Annotated in this window: 19 protein-coding genes, 2 pseudogenes and 1 CRISPR repeat array; of the genes and pseudogenes, 9 read left to right on the forward strand and 12 right to left on the reverse strand. The window is 55.2% G+C overall.

Translation table 11 applies throughout. The features are described 5' to 3' along the window. Window positions 1-31 precede the first annotated feature (31 nt). A CRISPR array of direct repeats spans window positions 32-330; the repeat unit is 28 nt; unit sequence GTTGCAATAAGACTCTAAGAGAATTGAA. Between the two features lie 350 nt (window positions 331-680). The 4 genes from gatE to PFER_RS00925 form a co-directional block, all read right to left on the reverse strand. Beyond that, window positions 681-2570: a Glu-tRNA(Gln) amidotransferase subunit GatE gene (gatE, locus tag PFER_RS00910; RefSeq protein WP_048147892.1), complete on the reverse strand. Its 1890-nt coding sequence runs from the start codon at window positions 2568-2570 to the stop codon at window positions 681-683. Beyond that, window positions 2567-2779: an antitoxin family protein gene (locus PFER_RS00915; RefSeq protein ID WP_048147893.1), complete on the reverse strand. Its 213-nt coding sequence runs from the start codon at window positions 2777-2779 to the stop codon at window positions 2567-2569. The genes gatE and PFER_RS00915 overlap by 4 nt, the downstream gene beginning before the upstream one ends. Beyond that, a complete protein-coding gene (gene gatD / locus PFER_RS00920) occupies window positions 2779-4077 on the reverse strand; it encodes a Glu-tRNA(Gln) amidotransferase subunit GatD (protein ID WP_211255069.1) in 1299 nt (432 codons plus the stop codon). The genes PFER_RS00915 and gatD overlap by 1 nt, the downstream gene beginning before the upstream one ends. A gap of 63 nt (window positions 4078-4140) precedes the next feature. Beyond that, the gene (locus PFER_RS00925; protein ID WP_048147895.1) at window positions 4141-4434 is read right to left on the reverse strand and encodes a transcriptional regulator; all 294 of its coding nucleotides are present in this window, start codon (window positions 4432-4434) and stop codon (window positions 4141-4143) included. Window positions 4435-4480: 46 nt separating this feature from the next. Between PFER_RS00925 and PFER_RS00930 the strand changes: the two genes are divergently transcribed. The 5 genes from PFER_RS00930 (at window position 4481) to PFER_RS00950 (ending at window position 8241) form a co-directional block, all read left to right on the forward strand. Beyond that, window positions 4481-5617: a tRNA pseudouridine(54/55) synthase Pus10 gene (locus tag PFER_RS00930; protein ID WP_048147896.1), complete on the forward strand. Its 1137-nt coding sequence runs from the start codon at window positions 4481-4483 to the stop codon at window positions 5615-5617. 6 nt (window positions 5618-5623) lie between these two features. Then, the gene (locus PFER_RS00935) at window positions 5624-5917 is read left to right on the forward strand and encodes a 50S ribosomal protein L21e (protein WP_048147897.1); all 294 of its coding nucleotides are present in this window, start codon (window positions 5624-5626) and stop codon (window positions 5915-5917) included. 5 nt (window positions 5918-5922) lie between these two features. Further along, window positions 5923-6288 carry an RNA polymerase Rpb4 family protein gene (locus tag PFER_RS00940; RefSeq protein WP_048147898.1) on the forward strand — a complete coding sequence of 122 codons (366 nt, stop codon included), beginning with the start codon at window positions 5923-5925 and terminating at the stop codon, window positions 6286-6288. Between the two features lie 83 nt (window positions 6289-6371). Next, a complete protein-coding gene (locus PFER_RS00945; protein WP_048147899.1) occupies window positions 6372-7259 on the forward strand; it encodes an LEA type 2 family protein in 888 nt (295 codons plus the stop codon). A gap of 109 nt (window positions 7260-7368) precedes the next feature. Further along, window positions 7369-8241: a hypothetical protein gene (locus PFER_RS00950; protein WP_048147900.1), complete on the forward strand. Its 873-nt coding sequence runs from the start codon at window positions 7369-7371 to the stop codon at window positions 8239-8241. Between the two features lie 69 nt (window positions 8242-8310). Here the strand turns inward: PFER_RS00950 and rqcH are convergent, their stop codons facing one another. The 6 genes and pseudogenes from rqcH to PFER_RS00970 form a co-directional block, all read right to left on the reverse strand. Next, window positions 8311-10263 (reverse strand): ribosome rescue protein RqcH, encoded by a 1953-nt coding sequence (rqcH, locus tag PFER_RS00955; protein WP_048147901.1) that lies wholly within the window; start codon window positions 10261-10263, stop codon window positions 8311-8313. Between the two features lie 30 nt (window positions 10264-10293). After that, window positions 10294-11736, reverse strand: coding sequence for a replication factor C large subunit (locus PFER_RS00960; protein ID WP_048147902.1), 1443 nt, complete (start codon window positions 11734-11736; stop codon window positions 10294-10296). After that, window positions 11736-14273, reverse strand: a complete 2538-nt coding sequence (locus tag PFER_RS12585) for an LAGLIDADG family homing endonuclease (protein WP_394296987.1) — start codon at window positions 14271-14273, stop codon at window positions 11736-11738. The genes PFER_RS00960 and PFER_RS12585 overlap by 1 nt, the downstream gene beginning before the upstream one ends. 45 nt (window positions 14274-14318) lie before the next feature. Beyond that, window positions 14319-15326 (reverse strand): annotated as a pseudogene (locus PFER_RS12625) (LAGLIDADG family homing endonuclease); the annotation flags it as partial. A gap of 54 nt (window positions 15327-15380) precedes the next feature. Beyond that, a pseudogene (locus PFER_RS12590) lies at window positions 15381-17468 on the reverse strand (LAGLIDADG family homing endonuclease); the annotation flags it as partial. A gap of 58 nt (window positions 17469-17526) precedes the next feature. After that, window positions 17527-17973 carry a single- stranded DNA-binding family protein gene (locus tag PFER_RS00970; RefSeq protein WP_048147904.1) on the reverse strand — a complete coding sequence of 149 codons (447 nt, stop codon included), beginning with the start codon at window positions 17971-17973 and terminating at the stop codon, window positions 17527-17529. A gap of 60 nt (window positions 17974-18033) precedes the next feature. Here PFER_RS00970 and PFER_RS00975 point away from each other — a divergent pair, with 60 nt between their 5' ends. Next, window positions 18034-18711 (forward strand): adenylate kinase, encoded by a 678-nt coding sequence (locus PFER_RS00975; protein WP_048147905.1) that lies wholly within the window; start codon window positions 18034-18036, stop codon window positions 18709-18711. Window positions 18712-18745: 34 nt separating this feature from the next. Next, the gene (locus tag PFER_RS00980) at window positions 18746-19483 is read left to right on the forward strand and encodes a heparan-alpha-glucosaminide N-acetyltransferase (RefSeq protein ID WP_048147906.1); all 738 of its coding nucleotides are present in this window, start codon (window positions 18746-18748) and stop codon (window positions 19481-19483) included. Window positions 19484-19534: 51 nt separating this feature from the next. Here PFER_RS00980 and PFER_RS00985 read toward each other — a convergent pair whose 3' ends face one another. Then, complete coding sequence (locus PFER_RS00985; protein WP_048147907.1) at window positions 19535-19852, reverse strand: P-II family nitrogen regulator; 318 nt, start codon at window positions 19850-19852, stop codon at window positions 19535-19537. 253 nt (window positions 19853-20105) lie between these two features. Between PFER_RS00985 and PFER_RS00990 the strand changes: the two genes are divergently transcribed. Both PFER_RS00990 and taw22 read left to right on the forward strand, forming a co-directional pair. Beyond that, window positions 20106-20894 (forward strand): DUF835 domain-containing protein, encoded by a 789-nt coding sequence (locus PFER_RS00990; RefSeq protein WP_052696153.1) that lies wholly within the window; start codon window positions 20106-20108, stop codon window positions 20892-20894. Further along, entirely contained in the window at window positions 20839-21849 is a 1011-nt protein-coding gene (gene taw22, locus PFER_RS00995) for a tRNA (guanine(37)-N1)/4-demethylwyosine(37)-methyltransferase Taw22 (RefSeq protein WP_048147908.1), read from the forward strand. The genes PFER_RS00990 and taw22 overlap by 56 nt, the downstream gene beginning before the upstream one ends. Window positions 21850-21901: 52 nt before the next feature. On the opposite strand, the gene PFER_RS01000 is transcribed toward taw22, so the two are convergent. After that, the gene (locus PFER_RS01000; protein ID WP_048147909.1) at window positions 21902-24487 is read right to left on the reverse strand and encodes a hypothetical protein; all 2586 of its coding nucleotides are present in this window, start codon (window positions 24485-24487) and stop codon (window positions 21902-21904) included. Between the last annotated feature and the right edge of the window lie 131 nt (window positions 24488-24618).

A 24618-nucleotide genomic window follows, 5' to 3' on the forward strand; every position in this document is an offset into this window, starting at 1 on the left:
AAATCCTGCAGGAGTTGAGCGACGCAGGGGCGTTGCAATAAGACTCTAAGAGAATTGAAAGCGTCGAGGGATTTCTTAAACGCCCGGCGTAGGGCCGGTTGCAATAAGACTCTAAGAGAATTGAAAGCGGGGAAAATCCCGCGCGGGTCCTCCATGTCGTCCAGGTTGCAATAAGACTCTAAGAGAATTGAAAGTCTTTTACGCTTGGGTGCAGAACTCTCCAGCGGCCCAGTTGCAATAAGACTCTAAGAGAATTGAAAGTCATTGACAACAATAGCTTCTGAACTTCTCCCCAGTCGTCGGTTGCAATAAGACTCTAAGAGAATTGAAGCTGGGGGAGGTTTCTGGGGTTTTTCTGGCATCTTTCTGAGCCCCCTAAGTTACCCCCTTCTTCAGCATCCCGCTAATCCTCGGCTTAAGAGTGAGTTTTCACTGGTTTTGAGGGAGTTGATAGGGCTTACATGGAATTCAGAGCCTCGGGGAGGAGTGCAGGCCCCGGCAACTAAACTGGGTTTACCGCAAAAACAAAACCCTTCAATGGGCTCTTTTCAGCCAATCGGGCACTCTCAAGTGGTTTTGCATGTACAAAAATGCACTACACCTCTTCCGCTTTTACAACTATCGAGAGTAGATGGGTGCACCGACGAGTTGCCGATAGGGTGGGGAGAAAAAAGGCGGGCTCAGCCCGCTATCTCCTGAATCTTCTTTCTAACCAGGGTGTTCACGAGCTTTCCGTCCGCCCTTCCGCGGAGCTTCGCCATGGCGCGACCCATTATCATTCCCATCGCGCCCATGCCCTTGGTCTTTATGACCTCGATGTTGGCTTTGATGACCTCGTCGATGATCCGCTCCACCTCTTCCTCGCTGAGGAGCGTCAGTCCCTTCTCCTCGGCGACCTGGGCGGCGGTTTTGGTCGGGTTCACCGCGAGCTCCTTGAATATCTCCTCGAAGGCCTCCTTCGCTATCTTCCCGCCGAGGTAGAGCTCAAAGGCCTCCCTTATGTGCTCCTCCGTTATGTTCTCTATCGGAACCTCCTTCTTGAGGCCCTTGAGAACGACCACGAGTATTGAGGCCACGAGCGAGGGCTTGAGGCCCTTCCCAACCAGCTCCTCGAAGAGTTCATCGCGCTCGTCGTTCACCAGCGTCTCTGCTAGGCTTCTGTCTATCTTGTACTCTTTAACGAACCTCTCGACCCTTTCCTGCGGGAGCTCGGGCAGGTTCTCGAGGATGTTTCTCTTGAACTCCTCGGTTATTTCTATTGAAGGAACGTCCGTCTCGGGGTACATCCTCGCCTTGCCCGGGAGCGGGCGCATGTACTCGGTGTTGCCGTCCGGCAGGGCCCTCCTCGTCTCCTCGGGAACGCCTTCGATGGCCTCTCTGGCCCTCTTAATGACCTCGCGGAGCGCGTTCTTCGCGGTCTCTTCCTCCGCCGCTACGAGGACGAAGGCGTCCTCCTCGCCAAGGCCGAGCCTCTCGATAACCGCATTAACCTCTAATTCTGTAATTCCATAGTTCGGTAATTCATCAATGTGGAATATTCCGCGCACGTACTTCTTTGCCCTGTTCGCCATCTCCGTTCCGAGCCTTCTTCCCGGCTGGATTTCCTTCCCTATCAGCCCGCGGAACTTGGGAAGCTTTACCGCCAGGACCTTTCCGCCGTTCTTGATGGCCTTCGCTATTATCTTCGAGCCTGTGTTCCCGAAGATATCCGTCACGTCGTGGAACTCCTCCTTGAGCTCCTCCGGCTTAGCTCCCCTCTTCCTCAGCTCGTCCCTTATCTTAAGAAGGTGGAGCTGCCTCTCGACTTCCCTCTCGATGATGAGAGGTATCATGTCGAGCTCCTGGACGCCCTTTATCTCGACCCTCGCCCCACCCCTGATGGAGACGTTGAGATCCTGCCTGATTGTCCCCAGACCGCGCTTGACCTTTCTGGTGGCCCTCAAAGCGTCGCCTATGAACTTGGCCACGACCTTCGCCTGCTCCGGGTGGTGGATGTCCGGTGTGGTTGCTATCTCAACCAGGGGGACACCAAGGCGGTCGAGGCGGTAGATTACTTTCTTCTCGCCCCTTTCCACAATCCTGCACGCGTCCTCCTCAAGGCAGACCGTCGGGATTCCAACACTGCCCCAGGGAGTGTCAACCTTCCCTTCCATGCCCACTATGGCCGTCCTCTGGAAGCCGGAGACGTTGGAGCCGTCTATGACGATTTTGCGCATGAAGTGAACCTCGTCAACCGGAACCGCGTTGAGGAGGTAGACTATCTGGAGGGTAACCTTAAGGGCCTCTTCGTCCGGTCCCCTCGGCGGCTCCTCGTCCATGTAGACAAGATCGGTTAGCTCGTAGTTCCCCTCGTAAACGTAGAACTTCCCCTTCTTGAACTCCTCGAGGGCCGCTGGATCAATCTCTCCCAACTCGCTCATGGTGGGCCTCAATCTTCTTTCAAAGGTGAAGTCAACTTCCTCGCTGAACTCGCTCGGCACGGGTGAGAACAGCTTCTTCGTGTCGAGCTGCCTGTGAATCTCAAGGCCGACCTTGAGGCCGAGTTCCTCGTAGTTGAACTTATCTGTCATCTCAACACCTCCAGGTTAGTTCTCAAAAAGTCATCATGAGGCTCTGCCTCCCAGTCGTAGTCGCTCTTCTTCAGGATTCCGGAGTACTTCCTCAGGATTGGGCCGGCTTTTCTCACCATCACCTCAACCTCAATGCCCTCGGGCAGTTCCACCTTCTCAAGGGGCTTGAACACCCCGTTTCTGTAGATGGCCTTAATACCCACCATCATCACCTCAGGTAAGTGTCAAACCTCGTGTAGGGCGTTATCTCGCCGGCGTAGTTGGTGAGCATCATCTTTCTGACCTCTTCGGGGTCGTCGGTGTGGCCGAGAACCCACATGAGCTTCACGTATGCCGTCTCTGGGAGCATGTCCTCGCAGGGTATAACGCCCGCCTTGAGGAGCTTCCTTCCGGTCGAGTAGACGTTGAGGTTAACCCTTCCGTAGAGGCACTGGCTCGTCATGCAGACGGTCACGCCCTCCTGGGTGGCGCGTTCTATGGCTGGAATAACGTCGTTGGGAGTGTGACCGAGGCCGGTTCCCTCGATGACGAGGCCCTTGTAACCTTTATCAACGAAGAAGTCCACGAGCTCGGCGCTCATTCCGGGGACGACCTTGAGAAGTCCTACCTTCTCCTCCATCTTGCCGTCAACCCAGACCTCGCCGTCGCTCCTCTTTTTGTAGTCCTTTCTAAGGAACTCTATCTCGCCGTTGGGCCATATCTTTGCTATGGGCACGTCGTTTATGCTCCTGAAGGCGTCCCTCCTTGAGGTGTGCATCTTCCTCGCCTTCGTTCCGCGGTGCGCTAAACAGTAGGTGTCGCTCGTCTCGCCGTGCATGACTATCGCCACCTCTCCGAAGTCGGCGGTGGCCATCCTTACGGAGCATATGAGGTTTATGGCTGAGTCGCTGCTCGGCCTGTCGGAGCTCCTCTGGGAGCCGACTAGTATCACGGGCTTTGTTAGGTTCCTAAGCATGAAGCTTAGGGCGGCGGATGTGTAGGCGAGCGTGTCCGTTCCGTGGGCTATCACAACGCCGTCCTCGCCGGAGTTGAGCGCGCTCGCCACTTCGTGAGCTATCCTTCTCCAGTACTCGGGCCTCATGTCCTCGCTCATGATGTTCATGAGCAGTTTGGGCGTGATGTTGGCTATCTCAAAGATCTCCGGGACGGCTCTAGCCAGTTCCTCCGCGGTGAAGGCAGCGTGGACGGCTCCAGTCTTGTAGTCTATCTTGCTCGCTATCGTTCCGCCGGTGCCGATGATGGTTACTCCAGGAAGGCCCTCCTTCCTTGGAAGGACCTCCTTGAATGCAACCTCCTCCTTGGGCCTGGTCCTCTCGACGATTTCGACGCTCTCGATGAGGTCTATCCTTATTCCCACGTTGTAGCCGTTGTCGAGCTTAATTGTGAGCGTCTCCCCTGGAGAGAGCTCGTACGGCGGCATTATTATGCCTGTGTACCTTATCCTCCTGTCCCCTTCCCTCTTGACGACCGAGATGCGGTCTCCGAGTGAAAGGTCCTTCTCCTTCATGAAAGTCTCAACTTTTCTCACGTTACCACCCTCCAATCAGTGTTCATGGGAAGCGTTAAAACGTTAGCGGATTTCGATTTTGAAGCGCGGCTCATCTATCCATGACGAGTGGCACCGCGGGCACTTGCTCGGGAGCTTTATCTCCGGCTCGAAGACGAAGCCGCAGTTCCTGCACATGGCCGGCTGTATGAGGAGAACCTTCCCCTCACGCTTGAGCGTTTTCGAGATTACCCTCAGGTCTTCCAGCAGTATCTTTTTGGTGCCTTTTCCCCTCATTTCGAGGACGACGGCGAGTTCGCTGATGCTGTAGTCCCTCCCTTCCAAAAGCTTTATTATTCTCTGCCGCCTCGTCATCATGGTAGTTAGTCCGGGCGAACGTTAAAAAGGTTAGCGGGTGGGGGAGATGATACTCGAAAGGGCCGAGGAGCTCCTGAAGACACAGAAACTGTGCAACCACTGCCTTGGAAGGGCCTTCGCGAAGCTCGGGAAGGGTACCAATGAGGAGAGGGGAAGGGCGATACGGTTCGTCCTCAGCATGGAGGGTAAAGAGTTTGATGAACCAGAAGTTTGTGGGCTCTGCGGTGGGGTTTTTGAGAGACTTGATGAACTTGCCGAAAAATGCACCGAGAAGGCAAGGGATTATGAATTCGAGAGCTTCATGGTCGGCTCAAGCTTTCCGGAGGAGGTGCTTGAGAAGGAGGGGGCCCTTTTCGAAGGACTCCCCTCAGAGCCGATAAACCGCGAGTTCAACAGGGAACTTGGAAAAAGGCTTGAAAGGGCCCTTGGGAAGAGGGCCGAGAGGAAAAACCCCGACCTGACGTTCCTGGTTGAGCCCTACTCCGGGAGGGTGAAAATCCGTACGAGGAGTGTTTACATTTACGGCAGATACCGGAAGCTTGTCCGGGGGATACCCCAAACTCCCCTAAAAGGCTACAAAGAGAGCGTGGCCTCGATGATAACGCGGCCATTTGCAAAGGCTTTCGGTGGAAAGGCTGTCTTCCACGGAGCCGGAAGGGAGGACGTTGACGTGAGGATGCTCGGTTCCGGAAGGCCCTTCTTTGTGGAGGTTAAGAATCCCCGCAGGCGGAGGGTTGAGCTTGAGGAGATAGCGAGGGAAATCAACGCGAGCGGCAAGGCGGAGGTCTTTGGCCTCAGGTACTCCAGCGGGGAAGAGATGAAGGGTGTCCTGAGCGAGAGGCACGACAAGGAGTACGAGGCCCTCGTTTACGTCCCGCAGGGGACGGATGAGGGAGACCTCAGGAAGGTTCTGGAAGTGTTGAACGGGGCCGTGATTCATCAAAGAACTCCGAGGAGAGTTTTAAAAAGACGGAGCGACTTAACGAGGGTTAGAAAAGTTTATAAAGTGAGTGGGGAAGTGGTTGATGGAACCCACCTCAGGCTGAGAATATTTTGCGAAGGTGGACTCTACATAAAAGAGCTGATATCGGGAGATGGAGGGCGAACGAGCCCTTCAGTTTCGGAAATACTGGCCAAAGAGGCCGTTTGTGAAGCACTGGACGTTATAAATGTTGAGAGGTGAATGAAAATGGTCAAGAAGGCACACACCCCGAGGAGGAAGACCAGGGGCAAACTTAGCAAGCACCCGAGGAGAAGGGGAATGCCCCCTGTTACCCAGTTCCTCAAGGAGTTTGAGGTTGGACAGAAGGTTCACATCGTCATAGAGCCGAGCTACCACAAGGGAATGCCCGACCCGAGGTTCCACGGAAGGACCGGAACCGTTGTCGGCAAGCGCGGAGATGCCTACGTTGTGGAGCTCACCGACGGGGGCAAGGTTAAGACGTTCTTCATACACCCCGTTCACCTAAGGCCTCAGAAGTGAGAGCCATGATAGGGAGAAAAAAGCTTGGGGAAAAGTACGTGACCCTTGCGGAGGTTCAGGAGATACTAAGGAAGGCGTGGGAAGAGGGCGTTAAGGTTAACCCCGAGGAGCCCCTGAACTACGAGGCCAGATTGAGCCTTGAGCACGCGGAGCGCTTCAGCAAGGTAAAGCCAGAGGACGTCGAGAAGGCCAGGGAGGAGCTCATAGCGACCTTCGACTGGATGACCGAGCGCCTCGCGGTCAAGCTCCTCGACCTCATGCCCGAGGACTACTTCGACATCCGCGTGATCTTCGCCAAGGAGGACTACATGCCCTCGCCCGAAGAGGGAGAGGCCATCGTGGGAATCCTCTCCAAGTACCGCAAGGAATGAACCTCATTTCTTCTTTTTCTAACCTTTCCAACGGATAGCAAAAGGTTAAAACAAAACGGCGCAATATTCTTCTGGTGGTGGTCATGGCCCTGAAAAAAATAGTGGGTATAATCATAGCCATCCTTCTCCTGTGGGGAGGGTATCTGGCCTACGCCCTCTACACCGTGGGCTCAAGCTTTAAGGTCAGCGGCGAGTGGGGGGATGTTAACGAGAACACCACGGAGCTCTGGATTCACATTGACCTCGGCAAGCCGATTCCTGCTACCCTAACGTTCACCTCCATCCACGTCTACGTGGCGGGCGTTCCGGTTGGAGAGGTAAAGAATGCCAAGCTCGGGTTCATGGGGAGCAAAATAGACGGCGTCTTCGTGCTTGACAACCACAGGGCAGTGGAGGCCTTCAAGAGGCACGTCGAGAACGGGGAGCGGAGCGAGGTCACCGTGGAGATTGAGGCGAAGGCACTCGGAATTCCAATCCACCAGAGCCTTAACGTGGACGTCACCACGGACATCCTCTCCTACCTCAACATCCAGACCCAGAGCGAAAAGGAAGGTGTCCTCATCACGCCCGAGATAAAGGGCATAACCTCACGCTGGGGCGCCATCGGAGAGGACTACATAGAGATACACAGCAACATAAAGCTCTACAACCCAAACGCCTACCCCCTGCCAGTTCCGAAGCTTTCCTACGCGCTCTCACTTAACGATATAGAGATTGCAAAGGGGCAGCTGAAGAAGGGCTTCACACTGCCGGCAAAGGGCGAGGCAACGGCCGAAGTTCTGACGCGCCTCGATACGAACCGGGCCATAAAGGCGTGGGTGAGCCACATAGAGCACGGCGAGAAGAGCACAGTGAAGGCTGACATAGTGCTCACGGTCAACTTCCTCGGAAAGGAGCAGTCCATCAGGATATCCGCCGTGGAAAAGACCGTGGAGACCGACATACTGGGCATGATAAACCAAAAGCCGTAAACTTTTGCACCATTTTCCCTTTTTTGATGACTCTTTACTGTTGCCACCATACCTCACTATGAATAGTAAAACTTATAAGTTCCTGCGTATTTCTACAACCGGTGGTACCATGGGAGCGATGGATGCCATTGGTGAGGGTATAGATTACCTGACGCAGGAGAGGAGAGCCCTCGTAATCCCGGGGGCGTTGATAGGAGTGGCTTACGCTCTCCAGGTTCTCGGGGAGGGAAAGAACGACGTTGGGAGCATCTTTGGGAACCTCATGGCAACGGAGCTCGGGAGGGGCCACATCTCAGAACCAGTATCATGGAAGCTTACGCTCGTGGCATCTCTCCTCCTCTTCGTTGCCGCACTCTTCATCACACCATACATCGTGGAGCGCTACAGGGAATTCGAGAAGGGGGAGCCAATTGAGGAGGGGCCCCTTGTAAGGAAGGCCCTCCGAAAGATGCCCGGTGTCCTCGTGGCGGGCATCGCCTACGGCATCGTTTACCTTCTCGTGTTCCTTATCGCCCTAATCCCCCTAATACTGGTCACGGCGGTCATACCCGGCCTCGGGATAGCCCTCGCGATAATCCTCGGCATTCCCCTCGGCCTCTGGATGGCTGGGATTGCTGAGACAGCCATACCCGCGTACCTCTGGACGGAGGATTTAGGGGAGGGCTTTGGGCTCCTCTCAACGGCGTGGGAAAACAAGGCGGAGTTCGCGGTGTTCGGACTGCTGGTATTCCTCGTATCGCTCGCGGGCTACCTCGTGGGGGGGATAGCCCTGCTGATCTTCGCCTTCATGGGGGCCGGCGTCGTGGGGGGCTTCCTGTTTGGCGTTGTCATGGCAGGTTTGAGCATCGTCACGACGGTGGCGGCCATAGAGTTCTTCAGGGACGTTAAGGGCTATTCCCTGAACTGGAGCGGTGAGGAAGCACTCCCCGTGGAGGAGACCTTCATCAACTACGACCCCCTCATGGGGGCCCGCCGCTACTGAATTTTATCTCTTTGAAAAATCAGGGAGGGGAGTGCCCGTCCGCGAGCCGGGCTGATAATGGTGGCGGCGCTACTCCCCTACCACCTTCTCAACCTCTCCGTTGCCCGGAGGAAGGATGGCCATTAGGTCCTCCTCGGCCACCTTGTAACCCCACCTCTCCAGGATTTTCTTTATCCTCTTCACGAACTCGCTCTTCTTGTGCCTCCCTGGGCGTATCACGATATAGCGGTCTGTGTGGGCCTTAACGGCATCAACGGGCCCGCACATTGGGAGCTTCTCACCCTCGTACTCGATCACTCCCACCGCGAGCCTCAATGGCAGACCGTGCATCCAGTTCCTCTTTCCATAGACCATGAAGGCGCCCTTTCCAAGGTACTCTCCGCTGGGGGCCTGCTTCGTCACCTGGCTCGGGTCGGCGTAGTAGGCATCCTCGCTGAACACGCCCCTGCTCCAGGCCTTGCTCATTGAAACGGCGAACTGGCATGCCTCGAAGAGCGTTTTCTGACCGGCCTTCTTGCCCTCCTTTATCACCACATGGGGAGCCCCGTAAACGTCGGCGTGGCAGTACCAGTCCCCCTCGTCCATGTACTTCTTCACGACCATCTCGTTCGTTGTGGCGTCCTTTCCTCCAATCACGAGGAAGCCCTCGCTAGAGATGAACCAGCGGAACTTCTCGAACCACTTCTTCTTTCTCTTCTCGAGCTTCCTGACCGTGGTTTCTTTCTTCAGCTCCTCCTCGATGAGCTTTTCAACCTCGTCAAGCTTTCTCTTCGTTTCTTCGTAGGCCTTCTTTGCCCCCTCAAGCTTGTGCTTTGCCTTCTTTGCCTTCTCGTAATAAACCTCGGCGTTCTCCCCTATGCTCCTGTCAAGGTGGAGGCGGACCTTCTTCCCGTCGAGCTCGATCGTGACGGCCTTGTCCTTTGGGTCAATCCCTCTGACCATGAGGGCAACCCTGTTGCCCGCTTTCTTCCCTTCCTCTATCCTCCGCTTGAACTCCTCCCATCCGAGCTTTTCAACCGCTTTTCTGAACTCGCCGAGCAGGCGCTCAACGAGGGCGAAGTGGGCGTAGATGAGGTCGCCAAGCTCCTGGTTGGCCCTCGCCTGGGCCTCAAAGCCCCTCATCATCTCCTCCTGCTTCTTCAGCGTGTGGAGGATGGAGCGCTTCCTGTCCTCAAGGCGTTTGGTCAGGGCCCTCTTGGCCTCCTCAACCGTTATGTTGCCAAAATACTCATCGAGGGCCTCGCTGAAGGTCTGGAAGTATTTCCTCTCGATGCCCTCATACTGGAGGAGTTCAATCGGCAGGACATCCACCGGCTCTCCGTCCCTATAGAGAATGTGGGGCCTTTTGGGGGCATTGAAGAGCCCGTTCATGGCATCGTAAACTTTTCTCAGCTCATCCTCCCCCAGCTCGGGAACCTTCCTAGTCTTCTCTACGCCAGCCCTCAGGAGTATCTCCTCCGCGAAGAGGCCGCCCATGTTGAACCTCCTCGCGAGGGCCCTCACAATCTCGACCTCTTCCTCCCGGATGAGCTCGAGGAAACGCTCCCATGTAACGTCAACGGGGCTCTCCCTTGCCGGGGGGAAGGCATACTCGCGCCCGGGCTTTATGGCCCTGTCCTTGAACTCCTCGTAGCGGAGGGCCCCTATGATCTTCCCCTCGCCGTCGAGAAAAGCAACGTTCCCCCTCCTGAAGAGCTCGGCCACGAGCGTGTACTCACCAAAACGGAGCTTTACAATCCTGTCGAAGTCGTGCTGCTCTATGCCATCAAGAAAGAGACCGCTCAGGTGTTTGCGGAGCAGCATGGCGAAGGAGCTCGGGTTTGGACTTTCGGTGATGTACGTGGTGAGGTGAATCCTCTTTCCGGCCTGTATTAGGAGGTCCTTCCTCCCCTCCCCCGCCTTGTGGAGCTTTATCCTTAAGATGTCTCCATCGTGGTAGACCTTATCAACCCTCGCTCCCTCAATGGCCTTGAGCTCCTCAACGGCGTAGCGTATGTCAACGCTGCTCATCTCGGTCTTCATAATCTCACCTCCACAAAAAAAAGAAGAGGGTCACTTCTTCTTTCCGAGGAAGTCAAAGAGGGTTGCCTGCTTCCCGCCCTTCTTCGGCTTCTCCTCTTTGCCCTCTACCTCGATTTCCTCGTCCGCCTTTTCAAGCTCCTCCTTCGTGAGCTCCTCCTCTTCCTCCTCTTCTTCCTTCCGCTCACTGAGGGCGATGGAGGTTTCGAGCTCGCCCATTTTCCTCTCCCTGCGAACCTGCTTTTGGATATTCATGGCTTTCCCTTTTATGCTCTTGGCCCTCTCCTTGCTCCCGGCCAGGAACTCCAGCTCCCTGTCGCCGAGCTCGAGGAAGGCCGTTATGTGCGCCGCCATCTCCTCGTTGTACTCGAATATCGCCCTGAGCACCTCGAGGGTCTCTATCGCCTCAAGCTTGCTCATATGCATCCTCTTCATTACCTTGCGGAGGATTTCATCCCTGAGACCGCGTTCATCCCTTGTGTTTTTGAGCATCTGAAGCGTCTTGGGTGGGTAGAGGCGAACAAACCCCTTCTTCTTGGTTCCCGAGACCGCTATTCCCCCGGTTATCAGATCAATGGCATACTTCCAGAGGCCGTATGTCCCTGTCCTGTTGGCCCTGCCGAAGTATATGTCCGCCCTGCTCAGCGTTTCGTAGGCCTTAGCAACGTCCTCCGGCTTCTCGTAGACGTAGGGGATGTTCTCATCTATCCAGAGCATCAGCTCCTCGGGTGTCTTGTCCACCCCCCAGGCCGCCATCCTCGCCTTTTTGACGTTGTCCGTAGCGAATATACTCCCAAGAACCTGGAAGACGCTCTTCTCCACGTCTCTGTATGCGAGGATGCTTTCAGCGTCCTCCGGGGCGAAGGCCACGGTCTCAAGGTCGTTTATGGCCGCCCTGAGGTCACCGTTGGAGCGCTGGGCTATGAGCTTTATCACCTCTCCGGGGACTTCGAGGTTCTCTGCCTTAACGATGCGCCAGAGGGCCTTCATAATGTCCCTCTGAGTGAGCTTCTTGTACTCCACGAGGAGCGACTTGTTGCGTATCGCCTGGGGGACGAACCAGTATTTGTTGGCCGTCATTATTATGGGGTTCTGGGCCTTGTCAATGAGCCTCGCTATCTCCCCCGCGCCGCTTGACTCCATGTTGTCGGCCTCATCGAGGAGTATGAGCTTCCTCCTCCTGCCGAAGACGTCCATGGTATATGCCGCTCCAACGTAGCGCTTTATCTTCTCCGTCGTCCTCTCGTCGCTGGCGTTTAGCTCTATAACCTCAAAGCCGTATTCGTTGGCGAGGGCATAGACGGTGGCCGTTTTCCCGACTCCCGGCGGCCCGTAGAGGAGGAGGGCCTTTTTCTTGGGTCTTCCTCTGAGCCAGCTCTCCATCCACTCCCTCACTTTGGGGAGTGCCTTGGCCTGGTTAACCAGTTCGTCGAGCCTCCGCGGCCTGTACTTCTCTGTCCACGGGAGCATAGGCATCACTTACCCATGAGAGTGAACTGAGCGAGGAGGGCTTCAAGCTGTATCATCTCGTGGGCACCCTCAACGAGGCGGAAGTTGTACTCACCAATCTTGTCCGCCAGGGCAACTTTCTTGGGCTCGCTTATCGGGAGGTTGAATACCTCCTTGTGCATCTGGATGATTACGTCTTCACCGCTGAGCCCCTGCTTGAGGAGTATCTCCCTCAGCTTGTCCCTCGCCTTGAGGAAGTTCCCTTCAAGGGCGAGCTTCATCATCTCGCGCACGTCCTCGGGCCTTGCCCTGCTCGCCACTGTGAAGACGTTCTCGTCGGTTATCTTCGTGTCGAGCGCTGCCGCGGCCTGGAGGACGTTTATGGCCCTCCTCATATCTCCCTCTGCCACGTAGAGGAGCGCCTCAAGCCCCTCCTCCGTGAGCTCGAGCCCCTCGTTTTCAGCTATGTACCTTATGCGCTCCGCTATGGCATCGTCGTTGAGGGGCCTGAAGCGGAAGATGGCGCATCTCGACTGTATCGGCTCGATGATTTTGGAGGAGTAGTTGCAGTTGTGGCTCACGAGGCCGTTTGATATGAAGCTGTGGTCAGAGGCGCAGGTGACGTCGTAGACGTCCATGTAGCCGAGCTCCTCCTTTTTGACCACTCTCTCCACGACATAGTCCCCGCTAACGCGCTCCCTCATGAACTCCTCGAAGGTCATGAAGTCCCTCGTCAGGCCGATGTGGACTCCTTTGAGCCTGTTGACGACGAAGTCCCTCTTAACTCCAAGCATCTTGGCGGCATGAGTTGGGTTGGTCTTTGCGGCGAGCTCCACGGCCTCCTCCGCCATCTGAGGAAGTATTATCTCCTTGTAGGCCATCTTTATCCTGAGGTACTCTCCAGCAACTCTGGCGTAGCTGTCCTTGACGTAGGTGTAGCCGACCCTCGTCAGGAACTTCAGGTAGTTGGAGTCGTTAGGAGTGACGATGAGCCTCACAATGAACCTGTCCCCCATCGGGCTCACTATCACCTTTGAGTCCACATCGAACTCCCTAAGGAGCTCCGCCAGGTCGTTGAAGAACTCGGTGGTCTTCTCAAGGCTCTCCCTCGCGGCGCGCATCTCAAGCTTTATCCCGTTGAAGTTGTACTTTTCGGGGTAGGGCTTGGTTCCATCAGCGGCGAAGAGGCCTCTCAGGAACTCCCTCTTGACGAACAGGGTACCCTTCTTTATCCACTCCGGAACGCGGTAGCCTTTCTTTGTCTTGTTCCCGACCTCAACACCCCAGAAGCGCATGAGGGCGTGAAAGGCCCTGCTGTCAACGTAGAGCATGTGTATCTTGCCCTCCACCTTCCTTCCCCTTATCTCGGAGGAGGATTCGCGCTCTATGATCTCCGAGGGTTTTAGACCGAGCATTCTGAGGTCTTTCGCCAGTGCCTCAAGCTCCTCCCTTGAGGAGTTGAACCATATTCTTGTGCCACCCTTGGCGAGGTGGCCGTCGCCAAGAAGGAAGCCGAGAATCCTCGCGAGGACTCCAGCTTTTTCGTCGTCGTACCTGACAAGCCACTTCTCCTTAACCTCACGGAGCAGGTGGTATGCCGGTCCGTCGAGTTTACCCGCGAGGAGCTGCTTAACTGCCCCATAGCTTATCCTTATCCCGAACTCCCTCTCAAGGATCCTCTTGACGTCTGCCGCGTTCCTGAGGGGAACCCCATCGCGGAGCTTTCTTACGAGCTGGCTCTTCCCTTCTATCCTTCTCTCAACGTAGCCCTTCTCCCCAAGGCTCTTGAGGAGCTGGTTCACCCTTACCCTTGAGAGCCCCACATTCTTCTGGATTTCCTCCCTCGGTGTCCACTCCGCTGGAATTTCCCGCAGTATTTCAGCTTCCCTCTCCGTGAGGCCCCTCCCCATCTCCGCCTTCAGCTCAAGGGCCCTCGCTAGGACTCTCTCCTTATCCTTTGTAGTCAGTTCCCGGAAGCTCTTCGCCTCTCCGAGTGGCTTCTTTCCGTTCTCAAGCTCCAACCTGGTTGTGAACTCGTAAAACTCCCTGAGGTCGATGATCGGCTCGGGACTGACCTCGTAGGGAGTACCCTCCAAGGTGGGCTTCACGAGGACTTCGCTGCCCTCCTTGAGGTCGTAGGTCTGGGCCCAGCCCGAGGGAGTCAGGAACATGTGGTCGCCCGTTGCCTCTATCACCCTTCCGCTTTCAAGGGTCAGCCTGAAGACCGGGTGGCCGATTATCTTTGAGTTGAAGGCAACCGCCGCTATAACCGTGTCCCTTCCCTTCTTGTTTGAGACCTCCTTAACGAGGCCGTCCTCATAGAATCTCAGGAAGTCCTTGATCTTGACTTCCCTCTCGTCGGGGGTGTATATCTTCGTGTCGCCGGTTACACAGCTGAGAATAAACCTCACGTTGTTCGAGAACATCTCCATCGTCCTTCTGAGGGCCTGCTGGGCGTCCTGGGTGAGGGCGTCAGCTTCATCGAGGAAGATTATCTTGAAGCTCGCCCCGGCGACGGGCTTCGTCCTCGCGAACTCCTTCACCTTCTCCCTGATGACGTTTATGCCCCTTTCATCGGAATTGTGGAGGAGAACTGGTACATCTCCAGCGAAGAATGTCTCGTTGCCCGGTACGCTGACGTCGTAGACGAAGTCGTTGTACTCGACGACCTCTATCTTTCTTATAGCGAGGGCGTGGAGGTCGGTCTGGGCGAGCTTCCTGAGGGTCTCGTAAATCCTTCTTCCTTTGTCATCCAGTTTCTCAACGTTGACCATATTGAGAACCTTTCTGAGAACTCTCTTACCAACCCTCTTCTTACCCTCGTAGAGCTGGTGTCTGAACTCGTAGCGCCAGTTGCCCTCGATGGCGTCCTCTATCCTCAGGAGCATCCCTATTATCGGCTCAGCCGGGAGGAGCTCCGCCTTGGCCCACTTCATTCCGCCCTTCCAAATGAGTCTTGCCTCTCTCTCGAAAAGGCTCGCCTCTATTCCCGAAATCCTCGCCAGCCAGACGGTGTCTATCAGCATGTCCCTTGAGACCGAGGATACCCTAACGACGCTCTTCCACTCGCCGCTGCCGTCGCCGTCCGCCAGCCCTTTGAGGAACGCTATTCTCTCCTCAAGAGGCGCTTCGAAAATAAAGCCCGGAATCCTCTTGTTTCCAGCCCTCCTTCCGCGGCCGTCGTAGAAGTTTTCCTCGAAGAATCTCGCCAGCTGTGTGCTGAGGAGCCTCACCTGATAGGCACTCTTCCTCGAGCGGTCGAAGCCAGACGTGGTGTGGTTCTCGTAAACGCTTACCCCAAGCCCCTCCGCGAACTCTCTAACCCTGTCTATGAGCTCTCCCTCGTGGCTTCCAAGGGTGTAGATTACCTGCCCAGAAGTCGTCCCCCTGAATCCAATGGCCCCCTCCGCCGCGTAGAGGCCCATCATGTAGGTGAGCTCATTATTGAGAGAGATCTCCCCAAAGGTTCTAACCCTTGCGCTCGGCTTTACGGTGTAGTCGGTTAAGTTGAGCACGTTAAGGAAGCCCGGAACGCTGGAGACGAAGCTCAGCAGATAGGAGCCTTCCTTAAGCTCGCTCGCCTTTACGCTCTCGAGCCCATTCTCGGTCAGAACCATTACCGAGTGGTTTCCAGTGAGCTCGAGCGTTCCTCCTCCCTCAAGGTGAACCCTCAGGATCACTGGGACGCGGTGGCGGATTATCTTGCTCACCATCGCCCATCTGACTTTGTAGTTCTCGTCAACCGTGAGGACTTCGAGGTTTTTGGCGTCTTTGTAGGCAACCTCTCCGTCGCTCCCATCGAAGAAAATCTTATCCAGCTCTGCGAAGGTGGTCCTCATGACCTCTCCCTTCAGCCTCACGAGTATCGGCGTGTCCTTTGAAACGGAGGCGTTAAGTTCGAGGAAGTTGTGCCCCCAGTGCTCCCCGAATAGCTCCCTCGCGAGGGCCAGAGCGGATGTGGTGTTGTGAACCACCGTTGGCATGTTCCCGGCAATGAAGTTGTGGTATCCGGGAACGTGGAGGTCGTAGATGATGAAATCACCCTTAAGTTCTTCCACTTCGGTTATCTCATCCCAGTAGAGCTCGTTCTGGGAGAGGAAGATCAGGTAGGCTATTCCCTCTTTGAGCTTTTCATCGGAGAGGATTTCCCCTATTAGTTCAAGCTCGATTTTCCTTATCTTTTCGAGCCCTTCAATCTTCTCTGTGTTGCTCTCAAGAATTATCCTCACGCTGGAGTTCCAAGTGCCGAGTTTTCTCCCGATTTCGGCGTAGCTTGAGTACTTCTTTGCGAAGAGCCTCATGGCCTCGATCGTAGGTTCAAGGTCAATTCCGAGAGCCTTTGCTATCTTGAGGTAGTTCCTCAGGCTCGGCTTCCTCTTGCCCTTTACGTACTCAAGGAGCCTGTCGGCCCTAATCCCAGTCTTTTCTGCTAGCTCTCTCCTTCTCTCGGCAACTTCGCTCCAGTCTATGAGGATGCTCCTTGACATGGGCTCCTTCAGCTTCTCAATCTCATCAAGACGGTAGTAGATTTCCTTCATCAACTCCCAAGAGATTTCCCTTGCCTTCCTGTGGCTCCAGCTCCTCTTATCGTCGGAGAAGTTCAGCCTGAGCCTGTCCCTGACATAGGATATGAGCTCATAATTGACCTTCAGGCTATCGAGGTTCGGGTTGGGTTTCTTGATGAGCTTCCTGGCCTTTTCGAGCTTTCCCCTATGGGAGAAACCGATCTCACTTAGGAACCTCTCCACGTTCTCTGAGCCTGAAATTGTGACGTGGTAGTATGTCTTACCCCGAACTTTTTTCTCCCGTATCTTCGAAATTATTCCGAAACCTGCCAGGGCATAGGTAATCTGCTCCGCCATCTCCCTGCTGGCGGTTGCGAGCACTATGCCGTTGTTCTCAACGCCGCCATCGCAGTCAAAGTATGCCCTGAGGAAGGAGCGGATCCCCTCCCAGCCTTTCTCCGGTATGTAAACCTTATCTGCTTTTCTTCCGGCCAAACCAAGCGAACTTACGAGCTCCCAGGCCCTCTTGGAGTTCACGTAAACGTCCGGTGCCCTGTTCTTGTGGATTCTCTCCTTAATCTTTGCATCGGGGAAGAGTCTCTCAGTCAGCTCCATAAAGCGCCGTCTTAAAGATGGATCAGTGTTTGTAAAGGTGATTACGTTGTTCTTTGAGTCGGCGTGGCCGTCCCCAATGAAATAGCCTAGCCATTCAGCCAGCGGGTCTTCCTCTCTTATGGCCGGAAGGAAGCGCGGAACTGCGAGCCTGTCACCTGGCTCGAGGTTCTCAGCCTTTACCCACCTGATTTCCCCGTTCTTCCTGTTCACGAGGAGCGGGTGATAAGGGGTAACCTTGAGCTCCCTTCCGAGGCGAGTTCCTATTCTTATCAGCCTCCTGGCCCTGTCCTTGTAGACGTACTGAACCTCAAGCTCCCTCAACTTTCCATCCTCGTCTATCCCGAGGACTTTAAGGCCTTTAACGGGTGTCGGTCCGAACCTGCCATCTGAAACTTTTTCAACAAGCTCCCCCAGCTCAAAGAGCTGACCGTTGGCGATGACGTTGGTATCTCCCGTGAGGCACTTCCCTACACCGGGCGGCCCTGCAAAGAGAAGATGGGGCATTGAACCGGTTTTAGCGTAATGTTTGAGCCTCCTGACTATGTGTGCCTGTCCGACTATATCCTCAAGCTTCTCGGGCCTGTACTTCTCAACCCACGGCTTCTCGAGAATTTTAACTTCCTTAACGGCTTCACTCATACCCATCACCTTGACCTAAAGAATAGGGGGACGGGAAATATATAAACTTGTTGAGGGCTCACTCCTCGAACCTGAGCTTCAACCCGGTGTGCTCCGCCTTTATGCGTTCTATCTTCTCCTCTATCTCTTCACTTAGCTCCCTGAGCTTCTGTGCCAGGGTTGAAAGCTCTGCTATGGCCTCTTCGAGCGCCTTTTCCCGCTCCTCGACCTCCTCCATTGCCTTTGCGAGTTTCTCCTCCTCGCTCTTCCTGTAGACCTCAATCTTTAGGCCGTCGTAGTCCCACCTTATGCCCCCCTCCGATATCGCGAAGGGAACGCTTATCCTGACCACGTCGCCCTTCTCAACGCCCATCTCCTGGAACCTCTCAAAGATAAATCTGTTGAGCTCCCCCGCGGCCCGAACTATCTCCTGCGGTGGGACTTTGCCCCCGGCGATTGCGAAGAGCACCCTCCTCACCTTTCTCGCGTAACCGCTCGCCCTCACGAAACCGGTTGAGAGCCTCACCGCCACCACCCCCCAAAGATTTTAAATACATTAAGATATAAAATTTTTCCGGGTGGTTACATGAACATACTCGTTTTTGGTCCCCCCGGGAGCGGGAAATCAACGCAGGCCAGGCGCATAATCGAAAGGTACGGCCTGGAGTACATCGCCTCGGGCGATCTGATAAGGGAGGAGATAAAGAAGGGAACCTCCGTCGGAAGGGAGATGGAGGCCTACATAAAGAGGGGCGATCTGATACCCTCGACTATTGTCAACATACTCGTTTACCGCCAGCTGAGAAGGGTCAGGGACGACTTCATACTCGACGGCTACCCCAGGACGGCTGAACAGGTTCTGGCACTTGAGAACTACCTCTACGACCACGGGATGAAGCTCGACCTTGCCCTTGATTTCCACGTGCCCAAGGAAGTGAGCATAGAGCGCATCTCAGGGAGGAGGATATGCTCGAAGTGCGGTGCGGTCTACCACGTCAAGTACAACCCCCCCAAGGTGCCCGGAAAGTGTGACGTCTGTGGCGGAGAACTCGTCCAGAGGGCGGACGACAGACCCGAGATCGTCTCGAAGCGCTACGATATATACACGGCCAACATGGAACCCATCATAAAATTCTACAAGAGGCAGGGCATCTACGTCATGGTGAAGGGAGAAGGGGACGTTGAGGAGGTCTGGGAGCGCGTGAGGCCGCTACTCGACTTCATCCACAGCAGGGAGGAGAAGCGGAGGGAGCACGAGGTTTAGCAAGGTTTTTAATGTTTCTCCCCAACCTTCCCCTATGTTCGGTAGTGAGGTTTACGACGGGGGGCGCTTCTGGGAGATTGACCTCCTGCGCGGCGTGGGCATATCCATGATGCTCGTTTCCAACTTCGTCACAGATTTGCAGTTTTTCCTCTCCTACTCTGCCCATCCCCTATTCTGGTACCTCTTCGCCCACTTAACGGCGGCGACGTTCGTTTTCGCCTCGGGTCTCTCGATATGGGTGAGCCTCTCGCGCAGCAGGGGTTACAAAAAGTACCTCGTCCGTTTTGGAAAGCTCTTCGGCCTTGGACTATTAATCACGCTGGTTACGGTGCTGTTCCTTTCGGAGGGCACCATATACTTCGGAGTGCTCCACTTCCTTGGGGCGGCAACCCTCCTCGTCATACCCTTCAAGAAACTGGGGAAGTGGAACTTTCTCGTGGCTTTTATCTTCATTGCGGGGGCCCACCTTGTCAGCAAACTGCACGGCCCGCTCTACCTCCTCCCCCTCGGCATAACACCGGAGGGCTTCTTCACCCTCGATTACTTCCCAATATTCCCGTGGTTTGGCGTCTATCTGCTCGGCTTCTCTACGGGGGCCCTGCTCTACCCCGGGGGCAGAAGGATTAGGGAGCTACCGTTCCCGTCCGTGTTTCCCGTTGAATTTCTGTGCTTCCTTGGAAGGCACACGCTGAAGATATACCTTGTCCACCAGCCCATCCTCGTGGGGCTTCTTCTCCTGCTCTACGGCCCCCTACCGGGGATATCGTTTTAAGAAAAGCACAAAGGGAAGGACAGCGGACAGCTTTTTGTTCGCCGGCGGGGGTTAGTAGAGGGCCTTGTCTCCGGTCTCGCCCGTCCTGATCCGTATTGCCTCCTCAACCGGCAGCACGAATATCTTCCCGTCCCCCGGAATGCCGCGCCGGGCCTTCTCCACTATTATGCTGACGATGACAGGAACGTCCTCGTCCTTCGCCACTATCTCCACCTTCATCTTTGCGAGCATGTCGTAGGGAGGAACGCCTCCCTGCACACCGCGCCCCTTAACAGGGTACGCCGTGAGGGGCACGAAGCCAGCCTCCTTAAGGGCGTTTTTAACGCGCTCAAAATCATCCTCCCTGAGGATAGCCTCTATTTTCTTCATGGTATCACCGGGTATAACTCGTCTTTGAGAGAGATAAGCTTTTCCCAACGCCGGGCCAAAGGTTTTAAATGATGGGTGGGACACCATTTTAGGAGGGGTTTAGGTGAGTGCTGGCTATTATAATGTGCCCGGTGTTATCTCCGGCCTAATAATCTTCAGTTTCACGTTATACGGCCTGTTCCGTGCCCATCAATACGTGAGTAAATTCAAAACACCCACCTTAAGGCGATTCTCCCAAACGTTCACTGTGGGAGTGTTCTTCTATCTCCTGGGCTCGATAGGGACCATAATAGATTCCCTAACCCCAAGGAAACTCTGGGAAGTTATGGCAACCTTCTTTACCATTGCAACGATTATCGTCCTACTTTCCACGTTCCGCTTCCTTTCGAAGTTCGAAGAGGCTGAAAGTTCTGTTGTCGAAACGGAACTGGATAGCACCCTTTCCCGGCTACCAAAGGCTCATGTAAAAAATAAAAAAAGCGGCCTTCCCGCCGGGGGTTTTGTTGTTTCGGAGAAAAACCTGGAGAAGGTATCACCCCTCCTCGGGACCTCCAATGGGGTCATCGTCATAAGCAGGAAGAAGAACCTCGAAACGTACCCCGTGCGGCCAGATAAGCACCTCTGGCTCAGCAGACTTGAGGTTCAAGGAGCCGTTGATCCGGCCAAGCTCCACGTTATCCTCGAGGAAACGCTCCGTTTCGTCCGCGATAGGGAGGGAAACGTTGTAGTCATAATAGATGGGCTGGAGTACCTCCTCCTCCATAATGACTTCAGAAGCGTCATGAAGTTTCTTGCCTCTCTGAAGGACCATCTCGCCCTCACTGGCTCGACCCTCCTCATAGTGCTCGAGAAGGGCACCCTTGACGAAAAAGAGTACAGCATAATAACCCGCGAGTTCCCACCCCTTGACGTGGAGGAACTTATGATAAAAACCGAGAACATGGCACTCTTCGGTGCACTGACCAAGGAAGGCACGGTGGAAGAGGATGAGCGCGATAAAGGTGAAGAAGTCGGAAGCGGAGAGGGCAAAAAGGGAGCTTAAACGGCTCGGCCTCTACGACGGCAGGCGGAGGCCCCAGGTTGAGGGTGACTTCGTCTTCCTACCCGTTCTCAACGACCCTATGCTCAGGGAGCTCGGCTATGACGTGGTGCCCGTTGAGTTGCCCATGAGGCCGGAGAGGCAGATATACAAAAACCTTGAGAGCGTTCTGGCGGAGAGGCTAACACCGGGGGAGCTTCAGCACCTGAGGCGCTACGACGTGGTGGGGGACATAGCCGTTATCCAAATTCCCCCCGAGCTTGAGCACAGGGTTGACGACATAGTATGGGGCCTCAGGAGGGTTCACCCATTCATCAGGGTCGTCGCCAAAAAGGGCTTCCACGAGGGGGCTTTCAGGATAAGGGAGTACTCCATAATCTGGGGAGAAAAGCGGCTAACAACGGTTCACAAGGAGAACGGCGTTGAGCTCAGGGTTGACCTCTCGAAGGCTTTCTTCAACCCGCGGATGAAGGGAGAGCGTTACCGCCTGGCACAGCTCGTAAAAGACGGTGAGCGGATTTTAATCCCCTTTGCGGGTCTTCTCCCCTACGCACTTGTGATAGCGCGCTATAAAAACGTCAAAATCACCGCCGTGGAGCTGAACGAAGAAGCATACAGGCTCGGCCTTGAGAACGTGGAGCTCAACCGGAAGAGGCTTAGGGGGGAGATTGAGTTCATCCACGGCGATGTTTTCGAGGTCCTGCCGGAACTTCCTTATTACGACCGCGTCATCAGTCCGACGCCCCGTGGCGTTGATGCCCTGGCCTTAACCCTGAGCAAAGCGAAAAAATGCCTCCACTACTACAACTTCGTTCATGAATCCAGAATTGCAGAATTCAAGAATTGCATAATTAACGAGTGCAGGCGAACCGGCAGGGAGTGCACCGTTAGGGTAAAGAAGGTCAGCGACTTCAAGCCGCATGTTTTCAAGGTCTGTGCGGATGTGAGTATTCTTTGATGGCGCTGGTGACAGTTATTCCTGCGCCAAAGGACAGAAAAAAGGGAAAAGTTCAGCCGGTCCGGACGTCCAGCCCGAACCAGACCTTCGAGCAGCCACCGGAGACACCGCAGACGTCAAAATCCAGCGACCAGTACTTGCTTGGGATTCCCGAGGTAGGATCCCAGTCGAAGTAATCATCATCGAAGACTATAGTTATCCCCACGTTGCCCATCGGATCATCGTCGTTTCCCCATTTTCCGCTATCCTCTTCCCAACCGGAGTACTCCATGTAGAGGAAGGGAACCCTCGCGTCGTCGCGCTCCAGCATAGCTAAGCCAGGCTTCAGGGAGAGCTTATCCCCGCTGAGGTACTTGTGGAATATCTTCCGGGCCGAGCAGGGCTGGCGGTTGAAGGTAGCGCCCTCACTTGAGCTCACGGGGTAGGAGTAGGCGTAGCCGGCTGGAGCCAAAACGTTGACCTCCACGTTGTGGAGCCCCTCGGTTTCGCCAAGGCTCTCGAAGCCAGCACAAGCCCTCGCGTAGTAGTAATACTCGTCGTCCCCAATCTCGGTGTCCTTCGTGAAATCCACCTCTAAGAGTTCAGCCTTGAGGTTGTCGTACTTGAGGAGCCTCGGCACCTCCACCTCGTAGATGACGTAGGTTACGCGCATGTTGCCGTCCTTCGACTCGGCAACCACGCGGTAGCCCCTCGTGAAGTCGGCCTCGTTGGGATGGAGCACGTAGACGGCATCACCAACCTTGTCCGGCTCTGCCCCAGCAAGCCAGTTGAAGACGTTTCCCCAGAGATCGTCCCCGCTCTGGCCCGTCGCCAGCCAGTTCATCCATGTAGCTCCTTTGTAGGCGTAGTTCGCCACCGTTCCAATCTCCCCTGTGGCCATTCCCACGGCGAAGTCCGTGAGGTAGCCGACCGTCTTGGTGACGTATTTCCCTGGCTCGTCCCTGTCCCAGGCAGCGGTTTCGAGAACGATGATTTTGTACTTCTTGGCCTCTTCCATGGGCATCGCGAGGATCGGATAGCCGTTCACGAAGGGTCTTCCGAGGGAGCCCGTCATCCTATCGTCGTGGTAGAGGAGTCTGCTGTTGTCCTCGGCCTCGACCCAGTGACCGATTGGATAGCCGAAGGTGTAGAGAGAGCTGTGGTTTATTGGATAAACCTTCCCATCGGGCCAGGTCATGCCGTAGGCCCACGAGGAAAGTTCTATCTCTCCTTCCGCGTAGTCTCCGTTCTCCTTTATGAAGACGTCCTCCACAACCGCCACCAAGTAGCGGTCAACGTCCTTCTCGATGCTCATTCCCTCGCTCGCGTCAACCCAGAGGTTGCTTTTAGCCGGGAAGCGGTCAACCCAGTTAGTCATCCAGAGGCGGAACTTCCTCCACGGGACGAGGCTGTAGAAGTTCTCTATCCTGAGGCTGACCCTCTTTCCCAGCTGGGTGTCCTCAACGGTTACGTTTCCGTCCCTGAAAAGGCTCCCCGAACTGTCTTTCAGCTCGTAGTTCCCATCCCTGACCTCGAGTATCCAGTCGGCCGTTCCGTCGTCGCTGCTGTCTATGTGGGCCGTGAAGGGGAGCCAGTCCTCTTTTGTAAGGTAGAACTCCAAAATAAGGTCGTAGTCGCTGCTCGTGGCCCTTAGACTAACCGGTTCGCCCTCGATGCCTAAGAAGGCGCTGGTGTAGTAGTCTATCCTCCCCTCTTTGGCCTTTATCACGAAGCTCTCCTTCGAGGGGTAGCTGAATGCTTGAAGCTTGGAACTCATCGGAACGGCCTCCACGCTCATGTAGGTCTTATCCGGAAAGATTGACGAGAAGTTCTCGATGGTGAAGCTCGCGGAGGAGCCTTTCAGCTCAACCTTTCCCTCCTGGAGCTTTAGGGGGCCGTTTCCGGTAATCTCGTAGAGCGTGAAGCTCCCTCCGCTTATCCCGCCGTAGAGGTGAACCTCCCAGCGCTTCCCGAACTCGTCTCCCTCGCTCAGCTTCATCACGGTTGGCTCGTATGTCACCTTTTTCCCGGTTATGGGGTCCATGATGAAAGGCACATGTATGTACTGCCCGAGGAGGTTCTCGTCCTTGAAGTGGAGCGTTAAAGTCACGCTTTCTCCAGGTTTCGTTGATGAAGTGATCAGGCCAACCCACTCAATAACGTCCTCCTCGCCCGGAACGTCCGCCATCGAGCTCAATGGCCCAACGTAGGTGAGGTTCGGCGGGTTTATGGGGGCAAGCTGAAGAACCGGCTGGAGTGTTATGTTCAGGACGATATCCTCCGGCAGGGCGAAGCCGGAGCCGCTCCCCTCGATGGTCTTGTTGTCCTCACATCCAGAATCCTCGCTCATGTCGCCTGTACATATAGGCAACCCGTCTTCGTCAAGCTGGACGCTCCCGTTTGGTGAGGGAGATGGGGTGGGTGTGGCCGTCTCTGTGGCGGAGGAGGTTGGGGTGTTCGTCTCCGTTTGTTTTGGGCTTTCAGACCCCGTGCTAGTTTCACTGCCCGTTTGAGTGACCGCCTCTGTTAGGGTCTCCGTGGAGGTTATAGTTCTTGTCGTCTCACTCGTTCCCCCGGGAACGCCGTTTCCAACACAGCCGCTAAGAACAACAATAAAACCGAGCGCTGCAAAGAGCATAAACTTAACATGTCCTCTCATGTCAATGCCTCCATCAAACCCGCGCCAGAAAAGAAAATAGGAAGGCATGCATGGGTTTGTATTTTACTTAGTTTTGTGCCATCTAACTATTTAACGATTTCCTCGCTCCGGAGTCATTAGTGAAAATGTTC

It is taken from the genome of Palaeococcus ferrophilus DSM 13482 (genome assembly GCF_000966265.1).
GTDB classification, from domain to species: Archaea; Methanobacteriota_B; Thermococci; order Thermococcales; family Thermococcaceae; genus Palaeococcus; species Palaeococcus ferrophilus.